This is a genomic window from Candidatus Hodgkinia cicadicola, assembly GCF_002774925.1.
On record NZ_CM008783.1, the window covers coordinates 1 to 17,760 of the forward strand.

Annotated in this window: 14 protein-coding genes and 1 tRNA gene; 11 read left to right on the plus strand and 4 right to left on the minus strand. The window is 30.4% G+C overall.

Features of this window, described 5'->3' with window-relative positions; translation table 4 throughout:
* Positions 1-75: 75 nt before the first annotated feature.
* Positions 76-150, minus strand: a tRNA-Ile gene (locus tag MAGTDC_RS00945).
* Between the two features lie 449 nt (positions 151-599).
* Between MAGTDC_RS00945 and MAGTDC_RS00950 the strand changes: the two genes are divergently transcribed.
* The 11 genes from MAGTDC_RS00950 (at position 600) to rpsD (ending at position 13,725) form a co-directional block, all read left to right on the plus strand.
* Positions 600-4,361: a DNA-directed RNA polymerase subunit beta gene (locus MAGTDC_RS00950; protein ID WP_146656649.1), complete on the plus strand. Its 3,762-nt coding sequence runs from the start codon at positions 600-602 to the stop codon at positions 4,359-4,361.
* A gap of 5 nt (positions 4,362-4,366) precedes the next feature.
* Positions 4,367-8,392, plus strand: coding sequence for a DNA-directed RNA polymerase subunit beta' (locus MAGTDC_RS00955; protein WP_192572978.1), 4,026 nt, complete (start codon positions 4,367-4,369; stop codon positions 8,390-8,392).
* Between the two features lie 380 nt (positions 8,393-8,772).
* Complete coding sequence (locus tag MAGTDC_RS05830) at positions 8,773-8,940, plus strand: uS7 family ribosomal protein (protein WP_146656651.1); 168 nt, start codon at positions 8,773-8,775, stop codon at positions 8,938-8,940.
* The gene (locus tag MAGTDC_RS05835) at positions 8,888-9,022 is read left to right on the plus strand and encodes an uS7 family ribosomal protein (protein ID WP_414173051.1); all 135 of its coding nucleotides are present in this window, start codon (positions 8,888-8,890) and stop codon (positions 9,020-9,022) included. Before MAGTDC_RS05830 ends, MAGTDC_RS05835 begins: the two co-directional genes overlap by 53 nt.
* A gap of 4 nt (positions 9,023-9,026) precedes the next feature.
* A complete protein-coding gene (locus tag MAGTDC_RS04305; RefSeq protein ID WP_192572980.1) occupies positions 9,027-9,179 on the plus strand; it encodes a hypothetical protein in 153 nt (50 codons plus the stop codon).
* Between the two features lie 144 nt (positions 9,180-9,323).
* Positions 9,324-9,560, plus strand: coding sequence for a GTP-binding protein (locus MAGTDC_RS00970; RefSeq protein ID WP_278046876.1), 237 nt, complete (start codon positions 9,324-9,326; stop codon positions 9,558-9,560).
* Positions 9,561-9,764: 204 nt separating this feature from the next.
* Positions 9,765-10,079, plus strand: a complete 315-nt coding sequence (locus MAGTDC_RS00975; protein ID WP_146656654.1) for a hypothetical protein — start codon at positions 9,765-9,767, stop codon at positions 10,077-10,079.
* Positions 10,080-10,171: 92 nt separating this feature from the next.
* Positions 10,172-10,321, plus strand: a complete 150-nt coding sequence (locus MAGTDC_RS04310) for a hypothetical protein (protein ID WP_192572982.1) — start codon at positions 10,172-10,174, stop codon at positions 10,319-10,321.
* 706 nt (positions 10,322-11,027) lie between these two features.
* A complete protein-coding gene (locus tag MAGTDC_RS00980) occupies positions 11,028-12,182 on the plus strand; it encodes a cytochrome b (RefSeq protein ID WP_146656655.1) in 1,155 nt (384 codons plus the stop codon).
* Positions 12,161-12,802, plus strand: coding sequence for a cytochrome c1 (locus MAGTDC_RS00985; RefSeq protein WP_146656656.1), 642 nt, complete (start codon positions 12,161-12,163; stop codon positions 12,800-12,802). Before MAGTDC_RS00980 ends, MAGTDC_RS00985 begins: the two co-directional genes overlap by 22 nt.
* Before the next feature lie 299 nt (positions 12,803-13,101).
* Complete coding sequence (rpsD, locus tag MAGTDC_RS00990) at positions 13,102-13,725, plus strand: 30S ribosomal protein S4 (RefSeq protein ID WP_146656657.1); 624 nt, start codon at positions 13,102-13,104, stop codon at positions 13,723-13,725.
* A 468-nt stretch (positions 13,726-14,193) separates the two neighbouring features.
* Here the strand turns inward: rpsD and MAGTDC_RS00995 are convergent, their stop codons facing one another.
* Genes MAGTDC_RS00995 through coxB form a run of 3 tightly spaced genes read right to left on the minus strand, consistent with a single transcriptional unit; the run spans position 14,194 to position 17,133 of the window.
* A complete protein-coding gene (locus MAGTDC_RS00995; protein ID WP_146656658.1) occupies positions 14,194-14,733 on the minus strand; it encodes a cytochrome c oxidase assembly protein in 540 nt (179 codons plus the stop codon).
* Positions 14,727-16,364: a cbb3-type cytochrome c oxidase subunit I gene (locus tag MAGTDC_RS01000; RefSeq protein ID WP_146656659.1), complete on the minus strand. Its 1,638-nt coding sequence runs from the start codon at positions 16,362-16,364 to the stop codon at positions 14,727-14,729. Before MAGTDC_RS01000 ends, MAGTDC_RS00995 begins: the two co-directional genes overlap by 7 nt.
* Positions 16,354-17,133 (minus strand): cytochrome c oxidase subunit II, encoded by a 780-nt coding sequence (gene coxB / locus MAGTDC_RS01005; RefSeq protein ID WP_146656660.1) that lies wholly within the window; start codon positions 17,131-17,133, stop codon positions 16,354-16,356. Before coxB ends, MAGTDC_RS01000 begins: the two co-directional genes overlap by 11 nt.
* Positions 17,134-17,760 lie beyond the last annotated feature (627 nt).

Below are 17,760 nucleotides of genomic sequence, written 5' to 3' on the forward strand. Positions count from 1 at the left end.
TTGTTTCCATCACCAACGTTTACCCCCAAATCATCTATGTGTTTTCGTTGTCAACGAAGATGTCCATATTATCCATAGACTTAGAGGGACTTGAACCCACACCAACTAAACGGTCATGAGCCGCATGCTCTACCATTAAGCTATAAGTCTTATTAATATTTCTCCATATTTATCCCACTACAACAGTTATATTTACTATCGATACCCTGTTTGTCGTTGTTTTCAATAAAGTCGGATTATTAACCCACTATAATTGATTTAAACATAAGTTGAACTAATGAAATTAATAAAACATTCGAAATCAACATGTGGGTGTTGTTAATAAACACAAATTGATCGAAGTCATCATGTGTATTACCGTTAACAACAAATAACAACAACATTGTATTGACCAGTTATTGAAATAAACACATCAAACGTTATAAACAGTAATAAAAATCCTTATTAAACATATAACAGAAAAATAAATCAGATGAACTTCGATAGAAGTGATAACCAAACACAACAAAGAGGAATAATATTGGAAGACATAAAGCTAATCCTATCAAGGATCGAAGATCTGAACTACTAAATGTTATACTAGACAACACTAACAACATTTGAACACCAGATTCAATTTCAACACCAACTCGGTTAACAAAACACCATTAAACCACAACGATTTACAAAACAGACTCTATAAAAATACATTATGAGGTTGTTATAACAACGAAGGAATAAAGATATCAAAACTGGAACTTATCTTACAAACGTTGTTTCCAGTTAACCTCAAACATTATAGCTTAGAACTAATAAAAACAAGTAATTGTATTAAAGATGAAAAGTTAACTTCGTTTGGACTTGAATTAAACGTTATCCGATATTGTCTTGATAAAGATATTTTGTTTGTTAACGACCAACATAATTTAGATGTACTGTTAATGGATTTACCAAGACTATCAAAAGATGGAATTCTGACTATAAATGGAACAAAGAAAACACTAATAACACAACTGATAAAACAATCGGCAGTATTATTTGATCGAGAAAACGAAACTATAAGCATAAAAGATAGAGATATTGGTTATCTAAGAATAAATGGACCGAAGATAATACATAACAACCATGAATCCGATCTATTTGCAAGTCTATTAACATTAAAGACCAAACATTCACATATATTTAAAGGTACTTCTGAAACACATGATGTAGGTTTCTATAAAGGTACATGACATCGATTAACTTGAGATAATACAAAACGAACTGGTTTTAAATATAGTTCAAGAAGATCACTTAGATGTAAAAAAACTATAACAGGATATCTAGAAACAGGTAATGTGATTATCACTGGAGCTTATATCAATGTATCAAAGACCCCTATCGTTAATATAGGTAAACACATAACGTTAGATAGAAATACTGCACTGAATTATTCAAGTTCCATTACAATAACTAAATCTTTCGATGTTCTGAATGTTATTAAACATTTCGATGAAGCAATATTGGAAGGTGAAACTGAAATAACTTGTGAAGACATCAATAATGTTGAATTAACATTACCAGGTAGGATCTTTTTAAACGATTTAACAAAGAACCACCTGAATTTTGGTTTAGATCAGTTAACAAAAAAAGATTTAATACTAATTCTGAATGAAATATTAATAAATCGAAATGGTTTCAAACATGTTGATTGTGATATTCGTATGATACGAGGTAGTGGTGAAGTGATAATAGATTTTATTAAAAAAACATTAGAACCCATATTAAGTGTTAATGATCCAAACGTTCAAACTGATGATGACATGATAATTGATAAACTTTTTGATTCTGTAAAAAAAATACAAAGTGATGTTGATAAATTTTTTGTTTCTTCAAGTCTATGTCAATATCTCGATCAAGTAAATAGTTTATCTGAATTATCTCATAAAGGTAAGTTAACATGTTTGGGTGAAGGTGGATTGACATCACAAAACGTTGAGATTACCATAAGAGATACAAAACAGTGACATTTGGCTAAGATATGTCCAATTGAATCTCCAGAAGGTCAGAACATTGGTTTGGTAACAACATTATCAGCATATGCCGACGTTGATGTTAACGGATACATATCTACAGGATATTATAAAACCTATAATGGATTAATTAATAGAAATGTTATATATTTAAATCACTTCGAAAGTAAAAGACTAAACGTTGGTTTATCGTGTAATAGAATTCAAAAGAAATGAACCATGTGTTTGAACTGAAACAAAATTAAAGTAACAGATAGAAGTGTAATAGATCTAAGCTTGGTATCAGATGTTCAAATGTTTTCACATGCTGTTCGTTTGATCCCATTTCTCGGACACAACGATCCAACAAGGGCATTAATGGCAGCAAACATGTTAAAACAAGCCATACCTCCATTGAATTCAAGACCACCTTTGGTTGGTACTGGGGAAGAATATGCCGTAATGAGAGATACTGGTCACAACGTTGTGGCACGTAACAACGGAATAGTAATTAATGTTGATTCTAAGAGGATTGTTATTCATGAACCAAAAGATCAGAAACAAAGAGTTTATATCTTACCACAATCAAGAAAATCAAATCAAGACATGTGTCAAAGGATACGGACGGTTGTTAATCCTGGCCAAAGATTGAAACAGGGAGATGTTATTGCTGAATGTCAATCAAGTTGTGATGGAGAAATGAGTTTAGGTGCCAACCTGTTAGTGGCATTCATGTGTTGGGAAGGATATAACTTCGAAGATTCGGTTATAATCTCTAATAATGTTATAAATAAAGGTATATTTAAATCACTTCATATAATAAACCTTAAAACAAAAGTCAAACAAACACCATCTGGTAATGAATGATTGAGTCCAAATATTACTGATGTACCAATGAAACATCGGAGATGTCTGGATTCAAATGGGATAGTTAAAGTGGGGAGCAACGTCCATGAAGGTGATGTGTTAGTGGGTAAGTTGGTTCCAAGATCTGATGCTAAACAAAAGAAAGAAGAAATTAAAGAGATATGTGGAGATGAATTAAGTTCAGATGAAGAGATCAACGAGGATAATGGGATGATTACTAACATGGAAGATGGAGATTATACATTCAACGTAGGAAAAGATGGAAACGATGAATTCTCTACAGAATTAGTACATAATACTTCACTTATAGTACCAAAGGGAATAGAACATGCAACGGTTTTAGAAGTGGAAAGATCATCAGATGGAGATAAAAAATACCAAGATAAAGATCTAGAGGATTATATACGGTGTTACAACGTTGTTACAAAGAAATATATCAGAAGATGTTGTATATTATTACAGATTAGTAATATAAAGAGATTATTTACAACAAATCCACTTTCATCTGATAATAAGGTTATCCAAGATGGTCTGAATCTGTTACATAAGAAATATTTAAGCTATTTGAACAAATTGGAAGTTAACATGTTGTCTAAGTTTAACAACAGATTGACAAATGAGAATCAAAGTGATGGAAGTAAGATATTAGAAACTATAAAAGTTAAACTACTTGTACATAGATCAATAAAAGTTGGGGATAAGATATGTGGAAGACATGGTAACAAAGGAGTGATATCGGAGATAGTTCCGAAAGAGGATATGCCATTCATGGCCGATGGAACACCAATCGATATTATACTTAACCCATTAGGAGTACCATCTAGGATGAACATTGGTCAATTATTGGAAACAACCTTTGGTTTAATTAGCTATAAGTTTGGTTTAGAATTTAAAAATATATTAAATATGTATTATAAAACAAATGATGATCGGATATTGGAAAGAGTAATACCTAAACTTACCGAATTATATCCAAATATAAATAAGTTATCAAAAAATATGATCCTGATCTTGTTGTCTGAATTATCACAGGGAGTAAAGATATCTTGTCCGTTGTTTGAGTTCCCATTCGAGTCATGTTTAAAAGATTTTAACGACAGGTTGTTAATTAATTCCAACAGAAAGATTCAATTATACGATGGGAAAACAGGATTACCTTTCATTAGTACAACAAATGTAGGTATTATATATATATTTAAATTAAACCATTTAGTTGATGACAAAATCCATGCCAGATCAACAGGTCCATATTCAGCTGTAACTCAACAACCTCTTAAAGGAAGGAATAATTTAGGTGGTCAAAGGTTGGGTGAAATGGAGGTATGGGCGTTGCAGAGCTATGGTGTTGCTTATTTCTTAAATGAATCATTATCGGCTAAATGTGATGACATAATGGCAAGACATGAAATCAAAGAGAACTTTCTGGAAGAAAGACCAACACATAAACTCTATCAAACTGAAGGTATGGCTGTTTTGGTAAAGGAATTATTCTCAATGTGTATTGAAATCGAAGCAACAAAATAACAAACATGATGTCAATATTTAATAAGAACATATCTAATCTTAGATTCAAAATAACATCACCAGAAACAATATTATCATGGTCATATGGGGAAATATGTAATGCAGATACCTATGATGATAATGGAAAACCAATTGTTGGAGGTTTGTTTTGTCCGAAGGTATTCGGTCTAAGAAGGAAAAACGAATGTTTATGTCCAACACCCAATTTAAACAACAAAATGATCTGTCAAACTTGTGGTATATACCTTGATACTAACAGATTACAAGCAAGATCAAGGTTCGGACATATTAACTTATCAACACCAGTAATACATACTCTATTTTATAAACCAACACCCAACATTTTAGCCGAATTACTTAACATGGACGTTGAAATTGTTCAAGATATAATTGAATGTAAACTTCATGTTATAATATGGTCCGATCTAAGTGATTATAGGAACGGACAAGTCATATCAACCGAGACATATAGAAATATGTGAATAAGGAACGATCGATGTTCAGTAGCATCAGGAGGACAAGCCATCATGGAACTATTATCAAGGGTTCAGTTGAATAAAATAAAAACATCATTGACAAAAGAAATACAACGTACAAAATCCGAAGAACTATTGGATAAGATAAAGGATAGACTGGAGATGGTTGAAGGTTTTATTTCAAATAATATTAGGTTGGAATGATTAGTGATAAGGATATTACCTGTTCTACCTGCTGAATTAAGACCAATGATGGTTTTAGATGATGATACATTAGCAAATTCTGATTTAAATGTACTCTATAAACACATTATCACCGTAAACAACAACCAATTAATTAAAACAAACAAGATTAAGTCAAACGATGTCAATGAATTCGATAGTTACATCGAAGGTTTGGTATCGTTACAGAAGGCAGTTGATGATTTAATTGATAACTCTTCAAATGTTGATAATCCCAACAAGTACAATACACCAGCATTGAAGTCATTGACTGAAATATTAAAAGGAAAACAAGGTAGGTTTAGACATAACATATTAGGTAAGAGGGTGGATTATTCAGGTAGGAGTGTGATAGTACCAGGACCAAACTTATCTATAAATGAGTGTTCAATACCAAGATCAATGGCCGTTGACTTATTCAAACCGTTCATTTATTCTAAACTAATGTTGAAATCAAATCTTAACAACAAAAAAGCCATTAAACAGGTACTAGAAACTGATATTTATTTAACTTATAAGATCTTAGAAGAAGTAGTAAGTTACTGTCCGGTGTTGTTAAACAGGGCTCCAACGTTGCATAAGTTAAGCATGAGGTCGTTTTGAGTTAAACTTACCAATGAAAAAGTTATAAGATTACACCCATTGGTATGTTCCGGTTTCAATGCTGATTTCGATGGTGATCAAATGGCGGTCCATGTTCCACTTAGTTTTAATGCCAGAATCGAAGCTACAATGTTGTTAATGGCTGATAATAACGTGATGCATCCGGCCCATGGTGATCCATGCATCCTGCCATCCCAAGACATGATCCTTGGTCTATACTACATGTCATTAACATCACCAGAACACAAGGACATATGCTTATCTTCATACAAAGAAGTACATAAAATTCTGTTCTTAAACAAAATAAACTTACATGCCAAGATAAAATTCAAAACTGTTGTAAACGGGAAGATAACTGAAATATTATCAACACCAGGTCGTTTGTTGATATCTGAATTAGTTCCATCAGAATGTAATTTTTTATACGAATGGAGTTATCCTGAATTCAGTAAGCAACTAATTTTCGACATAATTAAATTGGTCAATGATAGATGTGGATCAAAACAAATGACAACATTTTGTGAAAGACTGATGAGATTGGGATTCAAATATGCAACAAAATCTGGCATGTCATTGTCAGACTCCGATCTTGTTAACCTAAGTTATAAGAAACTACTTCTTAGAGATATACGATCAAGAATAACAACATCCTGATCAAAGATTGACAACAAACAGGAGATTCCGATGCCATTATCAACATGACCGAAGGTCTTGGATGCTGTTAATAATAATATTAATTTAGAAATAACAGGATATAGTTTAAAACAAACACCGATTCAAATGATAATTAATTCTGGTGCCAGAGGCACGTTGTCTCAAATTCAACAACTAATTGGTTCTAGAGGATACATCGTTGGATTCGAAGGAAAAACATGTAGATTACCAATCTTGAATGCTTATAATGAAGGATTAAGCTTAATTCAATTCTTTTGTTGTACATTTTCATCGAGAAGAGGATTGATCGATACAACGTTGAAAACCGCAAGCTCCGGTTATCTCACAAGAAAACTTGTTGAATCAACGAGAGAGTGAGTAGTAAGTGAAGATGACTGCAACACCGAAACAGGTCTACATGTTAAACCAATCATAGATCTAGAATTTATTAAGAACAGATTGATCGGAAGATTTATAGCCAAACCGATATTAACAAACAAAAAAACAATTGTACAGAGAAATGAACTAATCACTGAAGATAATATTTATAAGATATTAATAAATTGCAATGACGGTTTATGAATCAGATCTCCACTGACATGTCAAGCAAGGTTTGGTATCTGTAAACTCTGTTATGGAATAGAATTGGGTAGTGGAAACATGGTACAACATGGTGATTCTGTTGGTGTTCTAGCAGCTCAATCAATTGGTGAACCTGGAACACAACTTACACTAAGAACATTTCATGGATTAACAAACATTGAAAGTAAAACCAATATAAAAACAATAAAGAACTGTTTAATATCACCATTTTCAGGAATTATTAAGACCAAGAATATTTCATGTGTTGTTTCAGAATCAAACGATATAATTGTTGTTAATTCTAATAGTTCGTTATCAATTATTAAAGATGGTATTGAAATCTGGAATTATAAATTACCAAGAGGTACTCACTTGTTGGTTTCGAACGATAAACACGTAGAACCCGAAGAGATATTATGTTTCAATTGTATCAGATCAACAAGTTTATTAAGTTTGGTAAGTGGTAATTCATTCTTTAAGAACTTAGTATATTACTTAAACATTAAGAAAGAAATCTACGATATAACTAAAAGAAAAAAGACCAATGTTAAACCGGATGTTGTTAAAGATAAGATGTCATTGATTGGTTTAGACGTTGGAAGAATGAAACGGTTACATTATGTCACTGTCAACGGTAAGAACAAGTTCAAAATAAGTCCTAATGAAAGGATAAGTCTATTTGATGAGATCTTAGAGGTTACAATCGAAGATGAAGATGAAATTGACATGACATTGACTGAAGGTTTCGAAAGATTATCGAAGTTATTTAATAACAACACTGATGAAGATAATAGTTCAATTATTAGTCCGATAGATGGGATATTAAAACATGGAACCGATAGTAATGGAAACAGATCATTCGTCATTGATCCGATAAACATTAACAAACAGCCTGTTGTTTATTCCGATTTAGATGTTAAACTGTTTATTAAAGATAACAAAATAATAAAACAAGGACAAATCATCTTACATGGAGACCATGATCTATCGAATTATGCTGAAGTATATGGATTCAATGATCTCTTTAATTATTTTGTTGGTATTGTCCAAGAAATATACGGAAACCAAGGAGTTAATGTTAATAGTAAACACATTGAGATGGTTTTAAGACAAATGACTAACACAATAAGCATATCTGATCCTGGTAATTCACCATTGAAGGTCGGATGTTGTTATAATTGACAGGATGTTGCCAGAATTAACTATTATATCAAAACATTAAAAAGAAAGGTGGCATTAGGTGATAGACAAATCGTTGGTATAACAGAAACATGTATGAACCAAAGATCTATACTATCCGCTATCTCCTTCCAAGGAGCAATAAAATCAATAATTAAAGCTATAATATCCAATAACAATTACGAAGTAACTAATATAAAAGATAAAATTATGTTAGGAAAGGTACCATTAATTGGTACAGGTTTTATAAACGAACGAAAGCTGATTGAAGATGGAATATTAAACAAAAATGGTTCTGTTAATAGAAAGATCTAGATATAAAATTATTAGTGAACAGAATATATCTCTATTCAGATGAAATATAACTTCTAACTAATAAGTAATACCTTCGGTTCTAACAAGAAACGGTTAAACAAATCATGTTATTAACAAAAGAAATCAAATAGAAACGTATAATGACAATGATGAAGTCTATTATCTATATATTAAGATGAAGTGTATAACCGGTAATAAATATTTCATGATAATTGTTAGATATGAGTATGTTAAGAAGATTTAACAGAGATTAAACCATTAAGTTAAAGTATTAATAAACATAAACGGACCAAGAATACCATGAATTCTAATATCCAAATAAAAGTAATAACCAATGAGTAAGAAATAATAATGTTAAGGAACCGTAAGATCGACAACACTTGTTTTCTTATTCTGATAAATGTTGGATGTTATCAAAACTAATAAATTACATAATGAAAGATGGTAAGAAACGTATGGTCATGTTGATTTTGAAGAAATCATTGGATTATATTAATGTTCAGGTTATACATAAATCCATTGAAAGTATTATATGAATCAATCGATAATGTTACACCATATACAGAAGTTAGAAATATGAGAGTTGGTGATGTTTCATATCAGATACCAATTAATATAACCTGTTGATAGAAGGTTGGGATTAGGTTTAAGATGGATGGTTGATGCTACAAAACAACATAGTGGAGGTTCCAACATGGTTGGATTGACTTGAGAGATAATAGATAGATGTTATAAAAAAGAATTCTTCGTTCAAACGAAGAGAAACCATGACACAACTCAGCTATAAAACAACCAAACGTTTATTCACATGGTATGATACAATCAGATCTTAGTAAAAATAAAAAAACATTGGTATAATGGCTCATATAGATGTTGGTAAAACAACCTTCACCATAGAGGTTACTATTTATAATTGGTAAACAACACAACATTGGTAGAGGTTCATGGCGGAAATATCAACATGAATTGGATGATTCAAGAACAAGAACATGGGATAACGATAACATCGACCGTTTCTTCTACAAGTTGGAAGACAGATTTGTTCGTTGATGTTCGATTTAATCTCATAGATACTTCTGATCATATTAATTTTACTACTGAAATAGAAAAGGACTTACGTATCTTGGATGGAATTGTTATAATATTAGATGGTAGTGTTAAGTGTTAAATCTTAGACAGAAATGATTAGGAAACAAACAAAACAAACATCCCATACCAAGAATAATATTTTATAACAAGGTGGATAAACAGGATCGGATTATTTCATCAGTTCCAACAGTCTGATTAATAAATTATCTATAAAACCATTAATTACTTCAAATACCAATTGGTATACAATCAGAATTCCATAGGATAATAGATATAGATTAACATGAAAGTAGTATACCAAAACCAAGATGATAAAGATCTAACATGTAGTGTTATTAACATCACAAAAGAATACAAAAATGTTACCAACGAACAACGGACGTTGCTCATTGATTCGATTATTGAATCCGATCACAACCAAACAACAACATGTCTACGATGTAATAAACTGGATAATCATAGTATAATATCATTAATAAGATTAACAACACTTTCAGGTAAAATATTACCAATTATGTGTGGTAGTACATTAAACAACAAAACAATTCAACCTGTATTAGATATAATTAGTCAATTATTTACCATCTCCCGATGATAGACAACCAATAAAAGATTCGTTATTAATGAACAAACGGATTCATAAGATTTCCAAGCAACTCTGAACCAACATCAACGTTAACATCCAAAATAATGTCAGATATATACTCCGATTTCTCTATGTTTATTAGAATATATTCTGGAGGTATCAAACAATGAGAAGTGATCTACAACGTTAGAAATACTTCTGAACAGAAGATAACCAAACTGTTGAAATTGTATGCCAACCTTATAACAGGATAAAACCATATAAACTTTGGATATATTATTTTTATTTGTAGTATTAAAAACTCAATAACCGATGATACGCTATGCGATACAACATTAGCCAATATCGTTGTTTACTATTAAATTTCCAACACCTGTTATCTATGTTATACTTGAATCTGATACTGACCATGTTCGGGAGAAAACAAAATCCCAATTCTGACACATAGAACAAATATCTATTACTATGTTGTGAACAAATATCTGATCAGTAATAACCAATTATTATTAAATAACTACATCTAACTAATCTCCTATAATAAATAAATATGAATTATATACCATCTTGATTTATACTATACTAAAACCGAAATAAAACATCAACATTTATCAAAAAAACAAGATATCATGTGATATATAAGATCTCAAAGATTAAATTAAATAAAAACTATGAATTTTTTAGTAAGAAATGATAATTTAGATATCAAAACATTTAATTCAGTGACAAAGCCAAGGATGTTAGATATGTTCTATAATAACTGATTGGTCTATTGTTATTTTTTGTACCAATTTGACCCAACATTCAAACGAAATAAAGAGTTAAGAGTTAAATATGCCACTGAATACTTCAATGATAACTCCAAACAATTGATTAATCGTACTATTACTGTTATAATTTGAAATATCTCGTTGTAAACTTAATAAAATTTCATAATAACTTAAGATTAAAAAACCAAACATAATGATAGATCTAACTAAAACTATGATAAACTATTTGATTAAATTTCAAGTACCAAAACACGCAAACTGACTGTATACCACAGGATTTTCATTGATGTTTATATTTATTCTTCAAATAGTATCAGGAATTTCAATAGCTATTCACTACAAACCATCAACCAGATTGGCATTTTTATCTATTCATAGAACCGAAAGATTATTTAAATACGGATGATTAGTGAGAAGTTTACATGTTTGCGGATCATCTGCGTTGTTCCTGTTGTTGTATTTACATATATTTAAAGGAATTTATTATAAAGCATATTCCGGATCCAAAAAAATAATATGGCTAACAGGTAGTATAATACATTTGATCATGATTCTGATCGGGTTCTTTGGCAGTGTTCTAAGCTGAAGCCAAATGTCATACTGGGCTGCTGTGGTAATCACGAACTTTATAGGTTCAATTCCGATTGTTGGTAAACCTCTAAGACTAATATTACTAGGAAGATATTCAGTTGGTGCTTCAACACTTAGGAGATTCTTTGTTTTTCATTGTATATTTCCATTTATATGTTTATTTTTTATCATAATACATCTGTTATTAGTACATATTAAAGGTCAAACAAGTCCAATAGCGAACAGATTACCAATATCAAAATCATTTGAAGATCTTTATCCAAATTTTATTGCTAAAGATATAATTGCCTGTATTATTGTGTTATTTGTAATGTATGTTCTATGTTTAATCTATCCAAATATAATACTGAATAAATTAAGTTATATCCCAGCTGACTATTATTCAACTCCTACTGATATTGAACCAGAATGGTATTTCTTACCTTATTATTCAATACTTAAAACCTTTGAATCAAAGATGTTAGGTATAACTTCGATAACAGTACTTCTATCCTCCTTGGTGCTTATCCCATATATTTATAATAAAGAACTACCAAATATAACAACAAGAAGTTACCGATTACATACTATAACCGCATTCATCAGTCTTATCTTCTTGGGATTAACAGGTAAATATAGGTATACAAAACTGATCTCTAAATTATCCAAAGCGTGTGTGTTGTGATATCTAGGATTTATTTCTCTACCTTTAGTTATAAGAATTATTTCATTTATCAACAAGAACCATAAGAGATATTGGATATTAGCTTCAAAATAGGTCAAATTAAACGTGGTTTCAACGTTTTCAGACAAATATGTATTAATTGCCATTCTCTTAAGCTTTTCAAGCTTATGGATCTACTTAAATTGGGATACACTCACAAACAAGCAGCTTTGTTAGTTAAAAAATATAGAATAATCGATTATTTTAAGTTGCCATACAAATCAGTTATACAAGCCAAACGTTTTAACAATGGATCGTTGCCTCCAGACTTATCTTTAGTAACAAAATACAGATCGGTTCAATGAATATATGATCTTTTAACTGGTTATGGTAATACTATTATAAGAAATGAAAGTAATCTATATCAAAACAAAGGTCTAGAAAGTGGTTGGACTGCTATGAGACCACCGTTGGCCTATAAATGTGTCAAAGACAACTTCTATGCTCCACATACCATCCACCAATATTCTCGAGATGTAATTGGTTTCCTAAATTGAGTATCAGAACCATGACTAAACATAAGACAGAGGATAACAATACCAATTTTAAGTAGTTTATTTATTACAGGATTAATACTTACCAATTCATTAATAAAAAACAACAACAAAACTATCTGAAATTACATCATTAACAACCATCATTCAGATCATGAGACCGATAATAACAAATTATAATACATTTTAGCAACCGAATACCACAATTATTAATACAAATGGCTATTCTTAACTTAAAAAATAAACTAAATAAACCCAACATCCATGTCCGAGACAAACGATTTCAATGCCAACGAGTCATATCTTATATTTTATTAACTATTATACCCCTTTAAAATACTTTTTATAGTATAGCTCTGAGTTGTTTAATAAAAAAACATCGATTAACATAACAGACAACATTTTGATTACAAAATCCCATGAATATATTGATCAGTTGTTAGTATCTTCAATGTTTACCACATTACTAAGAACTTAACATGAATAGAAGAAAGGTACCTAAATTTAAATTTGACAGAAGAATTGGTGAAAACATCTGAAACTCTAGAAGATCAAGCTTAAATAAACGAAACTATGGATCGGGACAACATGGCAACAAACCAAAGAAACGTCTAACAGATTATGGCATCAGACTGTTAGCAAAACAAAAGATGAAGATTTATTATTCTAACTTAACAGAATCGAAATTTAAAAAAGTATACATAAAAGCTCTAAAACTAAATGGCAACGTTGCTCTTAATATCGTCCGTTTGTTAGAAATGAGGTTAGATGTATTAGTACATAGAGCCAAATTAGCTCCATCATTCAGAGCTGCCAGACAACTTATAAATCATGGTTATATATTAGTTAATAATAAAGAAGTAAACATATGTTCACATGAGTGCAACGTTGGAGATGTCTTCAGAATACGTCCGAAATGTATTAATTCAATGCTGATAAAACAAAGTATATTAAATTCTGAATCAGATGTTCCGAAACATATCGAATGTTGTTATCGATATCTGACATTTAAGTTAATAAAAACTCCGAAATATACCAACAAAACTTATCCAGTTACCATGAATCCTGAATCCGTAGTAGAATTTTATTCAGGCAGATATTAAATTAATACTTTGCAAGAAAAATATAATACATATCTCATAGAAAACCTAATATTTGTCAATATCTCAAACTTATTATATTTACAACGTTGTACCTGATGAATAATATAAATAACCCAGCTATCGTATTAATAAACATCAATGTTAATACCAACACTTCAAACTGATCATAAAAAACCAAACACTGATTAAATGCCCATTTGAGTTCCATTACCTGAATCATCACTAAAATGGACACAATAGCAATATGTAATCTATAATTTTTCTTCATAATAAACTGCATAAGTTTAATAAAGAGAGTTTTAAATACGGTATACTCAGTATTATGAAAATTACTAATCCTCTTTCCTTTAGTCAACATGAACCTTATGTTATATCTCCTATTTTTTAAATTATTAATATAAGATCATAGAACCAACATGCTAGTTACCAACATAATTAACAACGTAATAAGTACTGTTAGAATTGATTCTATCATTTCCCCATATTATTCAGAATATATGTTAAGGTTATTTTTTCTATGTTCTTAGTACCTTCATCGAAGGTTATATTCGGGTTAATGTAAAACACCAATGGCAAAACAATATTAGAACATGGAGGTATTATCATCTTGTTGTAACAAAAACATTGTAATTTATTAAAATATTTACTTGCTACAAATGGTGTGATGTTGTAAATCGCTTCACCAACAAAATAGTTATTAATTTTGTTTCTCAGTTTATAATTAACCTTTATTACTTCTCCAGGTATTAAAATTATACGATTTATACTACATTCAAAAACACATGGTAACGTTTTATCTATTTGAGTAATAAATTCTATTTGAACAGGTTTATGATGTAATTTCTTATTAAGATTAATTCCTTTCTTTGGAATTCCAGCTAAACCAAACCTGGCACATGTTATTTTATATAATTTTGCCATTAAAAAACAGAAAACACCCATGGAAACAAACGTTATGATACTAATTCCATAAATCAGACCTGAACTTATCGATGACATCTTTATCATGGACTCTTAATACATGTTTTACCTCTGATTTTGGAGTCTATAATAATATAAAAAAACAACAAAATACCAATAATGCCAAAATATGCACCATATGTTGACACTTTGTTCCAACCGCTATAAGCTTCGATGTAATCTATACTTCTTCTCGGCATTCCAGCTAATCCTAGAAAGTGTTGAGGTAGAAATGTTATGTTTGAAGCTATAAATGTTATAACAGCATGTAATATACATAAATTTTCACTATATGTTCGTTCAAATATTTTATGAAACCAATAATATCATCCTGCCATGGCAGCAAATATCGATGCAACAGACAACACGTAATGAAAATGAGCAACAACATAATAAGTATCATGCAACGCTTTACTCAAAGCAGCATTGGCTAATTGTATTCCAGTTAAACCACCTGCAACAAACAGTATAACAAATCCTAATGCCCATATCATAGGAGATTTCAAACGAATATTGCCACCTCACATAGTACCAAGTCAAGAAAACACTTTAATTCCAGTTGGAACAGCAACCGCCATTGTTGAAATTACAAAATATTTTATCGATTTAAACGTAAGTCCTACAGTATACATGTGATGAGCTCAAACAACCATACCTATTAATGCTATAGACATCATTGATAATATCATACCAGATCTTCCAAAGATTGGTTTACCTGAAAATTTAGATATAATTTCACTTACTATTCCAAATGCTGGTAGTATTAATGCATAGACTTCCGGATGTCCAAAAAACCAAAACAAATGTTGAAACATCGTGGGATCACTTCCTGCTTGAGATTCATAGAAAACAGTGTTATATCTTCTGTCTAAAAACAACATTGTAACAGCACTTATTAACACTGGCATTGTTATTATTAATAATAAGGATGAAATCAACAACGCCCAAGCTATAAGTGACATTTTAACAAGTCTTACTCTTCTATCTTTCTTCGTTATAATTGTTGAAATAAAGTTTGATGAAGTAATTACAGATGAAATACAAGCTAATATAATTGCAAATATAACCAAATCTACTGACCTACCAGCATGGTAATTGGCATTAGATAACGGAGGATATAAAGTCCATCCTGTTGCAGAACCATAATCATTTAATGTACCTTTTGTTAACATCGATGCCACTGCAACTAATCCTGACAACATCAAAATAAAGAAAGAACATAAACTTGCTACCTTTGAAGCCAAATCATTGGACATGACCAATTTTGGTATTAATAAACTTCCCATACCATTGATAAGCATTGGCATTAACATATAAAATATCATTATTAGACCATGTGCTGTCATCGAAGAATTATATAAATGTTTAGCTTTATCCTCTATATCTCCATCTTTATATATTAATCTGGCAATTTTGTTGTAAACCTGTATTCCAGGATGTTTTAACTCAGTCCTCATCAAGATCGATATTATCGCAGCAATTGTACCAAATATCACAGAAAAAAATATATAATATCTGCCTATCCTAACATGATCCCAAAGCATTAACGAATTAATAACATTTATAGTATTTTTTCTTAACCAATCATTAACAAATACCACAGTATCATAAATGTTTAATATCAATCGAAATATGTTATCTTCGATGTAATCTGTTAACTTATTAAATTTATGATCCATGTCTCATTATTCTAAATGCTTTATCTAGATCGGATTTTGCCACTTTCAACCAGTTATTAAATCTTTCTTGTGATACACCCCGAACAGCAATTGGCATAAATGCATGATCTTTACCACAAAATTCTGAACATTGGCCATAATATATACCAGGAGTACTTACCTTGATCCAAGCATCGTTCAGTTTTCCTGGAATTGCATCTATTTTTAAACCAAACGATGGAACAGCAAACCCATGAATCACATCATCAGATGTTATCAATATTCTAATCACCCTTCTAGTAGGTACAACAAGTTCATAATCTGTTGCCAATAGTTCAGGATAGAGACCTAAATTAGTTTTCTTAAATCCAATCCTATGTTGTTGTTTCAATATATTCGAATTATAATTAAATTTATTACCAATTAAGTTATATTCATAATTTCAATATCATTGATGTGCTGTTACTTTTACAGTAATAAATGGTAACCTCTTCTGAGACATCTGATACTTCAATGCTTTAAACGATGGTTCACATATGCTGGATAAAATCATAATTGGTATAATTGTTCATATGATTTCTAAAGGTAAGTTGTTATTTGTTTGTGATATAACAGTATTTCCATTGTTTTTGTAACACAAAATTATAATTGCTATTACAACAAACACTAATATTGGAGATAACAATACATTTGTAAAACTCATAAGCTGATTTATTTGTTTCATTACTGGTGTTGCTGACCGTTGTAACCCTGTTTGTCAATTTAATGGTTTTCCAACAAATATAGACATCTTTCTACCTCAAAACCACTAACATAGTTAGAATTAATACAAATAATATTCTGTTTATAACCAAATTTTGTTTTATATTAGATGTCTGATTATTCTCAAGCAGATTAATTCACATAGGATACGTTTTAGTTTCTAATACATCTCATTCCATTTCATATTTAGGTATTAATAACAATTCTAATCTGAACTTCGATCATAGTTACAACAAGATGTTCGACAAACAAGTTACCTCTTTTTTTTTGTTAACATTGAATAAATTCTCATTGATTTATCTTAATTCTGTTGTTTAGTTAAGCACTTCAACATCACTGGATAACATCTATATTTTTCTCTATTATTCTAACTTCATTATGTTATAGTTGATTAAATTCCAACCCAATCATGTCAATGTTATCTTTGATTTTTCCGACTAAGATGAACAATTGATAGCACTTATGTCACTATTACCAATTACTCATTAATATCTTTCTATTTTTGTTTTATTCCTATGAGTAGAACATGTCGTTATGTCATAACTTAACTAATTTATTTTTATTCATAACCAACGGTCATTATACAATTAATAACATTAATTCTCATCCGACATTATCAGCAAATGATACAGATAGCATATACATATACATTAAA